Origin of the sequence: Fulvivirga lutimaris, from assembly GCF_009711525.1 — a bacterium.
Taxonomy (GTDB): domain Bacteria; phylum Bacteroidota; class Bacteroidia; order Cytophagales; family Cyclobacteriaceae; genus Fulvivirga; species Fulvivirga lutimaris.
On the sequence record NZ_SMLV01000408.1, the window covers coordinates 1 to 3179 of the forward strand.

General features: G+C 38.2%; 4 protein-coding genes. 3 read left to right on the top strand and 1 reads right to left on the bottom strand.

The genetic code is table 11. The features are described from left to right. The 3 genes from E1140_RS14655 to E1140_RS14665 form a co-directional block, all read left to right on the top strand. The coding region (locus E1140_RS14655) for a sugar phosphate isomerase/epimerase family protein (RefSeq protein WP_155185341.1) at positions 1–767 on the top strand (767 nt) is incomplete at its 5' end. A 181-nt stretch (positions 768–948) separates the two neighbouring features. Continuing rightward, positions 949–1431 carry a GNAT family N-acetyltransferase gene (locus tag E1140_RS14660; protein ID WP_155185344.1) on the top strand — a complete coding sequence of 161 codons (483 nt, stop codon included), beginning with the start codon at positions 949–951 and terminating at the stop codon, positions 1429–1431. Between the two features lie 114 nt (positions 1432–1545). Next, positions 1546–1833, top strand: a complete 288-nt coding sequence (locus tag E1140_RS14665; RefSeq protein WP_155185347.1) for a YciI family protein — start codon at positions 1546–1548, stop codon at positions 1831–1833. A gap of 99 nt (positions 1834–1932) precedes the next feature. On the opposite strand, the gene E1140_RS21545 is transcribed toward E1140_RS14665, so the two are convergent. Then, a partial coding sequence (locus E1140_RS21545; RefSeq protein WP_343034256.1) for an ABC transporter permease occupies positions 1933–3179 on the bottom strand: 1247 nt, incomplete at its 5' end.

The window sequence follows — 3179 nt, forward strand, 5'->3', positions numbered from 1 at the left end:
ATACCGTACGAGACGATATGAAAAATGATCCTAAAGGGGTATTGAAACAAGTAGCCGATGCCGGTTACAAATATGTGGAAGATGCTGGTTACAGTGATGGAAAATTTTATGGGTTGACTCCTGCAGAGTTTAAAAGTACCCTCAATGAGTTGGGTTTAGAGCCAATAAGTTCGCACCAGGGAGGTATCACCTATGAAAATGCAGACCAAACCATTGCAGATTTAAAAGCCGTTGGTTTTAAATACCTGGTAGTGCCTATACCACCCATGGGACATTTTAAGTATTTCCCTGAAACCAAATCAATGGGCATGACCGGTGGCGCTGCTAACCTGGCCGAGATATTAAATACTCTTGGTGAAAAGTGTACTAAAGCTGGCCTCAAGCTATTATACCATAATCATGATTTTGAATACAAAAAAGATGACGATGGCATTGTGACCATAGATTACCTTTTAGAAAACACTGATCCTAAACATGTAAACTTTCAGATGGACTTATTCTGGGTAACAAAAGCGGAAGCTTCCCCAATTGCCTATTTTGAAAAATATCCTGGCCGCTTCAAAGCATGGCATGTAAAAGACATGGATGATGAAGGAAAGTTTGCACCTGTAGGCAATGGCACTATTGACTTCGCTAAAATACTGGCTGAGAAAAAAACATCAGGGATGAAATACTACTTTGTAGAGCAAGACCAAACTTTTAATATGAAGCCATTGGAAGCTATAAAAGTGAGCCATAAAGCACTTGAAGAGATCGGTTTTAAATAATTATCCTTTTATATATCTATAAAAAGAAGTTGTTTCAAAAGTTAAGCGTCATTACGAACGCAGTGAAGTAATCTCCTCCAAGGGATCGTACAGACGAGATTTCAATACTATTGAGACAACTCCTTTTTTATTAAGTTGCCATTGAATACCGCTATTCTAAGCCTAAACCATAAGTTTTCATATGATCACCTTAAGAGAGGCAACACCGAAAGACATTGAGTTGCTCAGGCATTGGGATACCCAACAGCATGTTATTGATTGCGATCCTGACGATTGGAATTGGGAAGAAGAGCTGGCTCGTAATCCAGAATGGAGAGAGCAGTTGGTTGCCGAATTAGAGGGTGAACCCATTGGTTTTATCCAAATTATTGATCCACATCTGGAAGATTCTCATTACTGGGGAGAGGTAGAAAAAAATAAAAGAGCCATTGATATCTGGATTGGAGAAGAAAACAACCTGAACAAAGGGTATGGAACCATAATGATGAATCTGGCCATAAAAAAGTGTTTCGCTGATGCAGCTGTAACCAGCATCTTAATAGATCCTTTAAAATCAAATACTAAAGCTCACCGATTTTATGAAAGGTTGGGGTTCCAGTTTATAGAAGAGCGGGAATTTGAAGGGAGCTTATGCTATGTCTATGAATTGAAAAGACCGGTCTGAATTGCCATCGCTTTAACATATTTTATGACAGGCTATTATACCAATTTAGTAATTTCGAAAAGCTAAATTAAAACTACAATAAGTGTTCAAAACCTTAAAAATACACTGTAGATCATGTTTATCATTAATCTTACCTACAAAACTGATCTGGAAAAAGTTGATCAGCATTTAACAGCTCATGTTGAGTTTCTAAATGAACAATATGAACTCGGTAACTTCATTGCTTCCGGGCCAAAAGTACCCAGAACAGGAGGCATAATATTATCTAATGTTGACAGTCGTTCGGAGCTGGAGAAGATCATCGAGAAAGACCCTTTTAAGATCAATGGATTAGCAGGTTACGAATTGATAGAATTTATCCCTAGTAAAACGAGTGATGAACTGAAGTTTTTATTGGAATAGGCATTGAGCTTAGCATTGACTTTCTGGAAAGCAAAATTCCAAAAGCACAAAAAAGAGAGCCTTATTAAGCTCTCTTTTTTTGATCCTGAATTTTATCTTTCATTCATTTCTCAAAGTATCTGCAGGGTTGAGCAACGCTGCCTGAATGGATTTAAAGCTCATGGTAAATATTGCTACACCCAGGGTCACAAGGGTGGCAAAAAGCACAACATCAAACCCTATAGACGTTTTATATTCAAAACTTTGTAGCCACCTATCCATAATAAAATAGGCCGAGCTAATACCAATAACCAATGAAATCACAATCTGCCTTGAAAAACCTCTCGAAAGAATAAAGATTATATCTCCTACTGTAGCACCAAGCACTTTTCTGATGCCAATCTCCTTTGAGCGCTGGTATGAGGTGTAGGACACCAAACCAAACAATCCTAAACAGCCGATGAAAATTGCAAGTATTGAAAATACGCCTATCAATTTGCTAAGATGTGTCTCCTTCTCATAGGAGCTGTCGAGGTTGTCTGCCAAAAAAGAGTATTCAAAAGGCTTATGAGTTACAGTTTTCGACCAAACATCTTCAATAGAAGCCAATGTATTGGTAAAATCATCAGACACTACACGCAGCATAAGGTTATTTCTACCATATTCCTGATCCGACTCTTTATTATACAACACCAAAGGCTTAATCTTTTCATGAAGTGAGGAGAAATGAAAATCCTTTACAACACCTGCTATGGTGCCCCATTCTTTGTTCCATATTTTTACACGCTGCCCAATGGCATCTTCCGGTGTCCATCCGAAAAAACTGGCCGCTGATTCGTTGATAATAAATTCATAAACATCTTCATTGGTCCTACTCATCGCATCTCCAGCAACAGTTTTAAGGCCAAGTGTTTCTATATAATCATTATCAATATAACTGAGTCTCATTAATTGTCTATTCTCTTCCCCCTCCTTAATAGCCAGCGTAGACTCAAATGAAATTTGAGAGGGAAGCTGACCTGTCACACTTGTTGACTGCACCCCTGCCAGCTTTTCATATTGTTGTTTAAGCACCTCTATTTGCGGCCTTGATTGTGGGTCCAACGGCAATGATATAATAAGATCTTTATCATAACCCAGTGACTTATTATCAACAAATGAAAGCTGTTTGTAAATCACTATTGTAGAGACAATAAGTACTACAGAAATAGAAAATTGGAAAATAACCAATACCTTTCTGAGTGAACTTCCTGCTGACGAATTTTTAAACCTACCTCTAAGTACCCCGATAGTTGAAAATCCAGAAAGGGCAAATGCCGGGTACACCCCTGCAAGAAATGACACGCTGATCCAAATGGTGAGTAAAA

Coding starts and splice junctions, on each gene's coding strand:
- E1140_RS14660 (WP_155185344.1), top strand. CDS start 949: ATGATCACCTTAAGAGAGGCAACACCGAAAGACATTGAGTTGCTCAGG.
- E1140_RS14665 (WP_155185347.1), top strand. CDS start 1,546: ATGTTTATCATTAATCTTACCTACAAAACTGATCTGGAAAAAGTTGAT.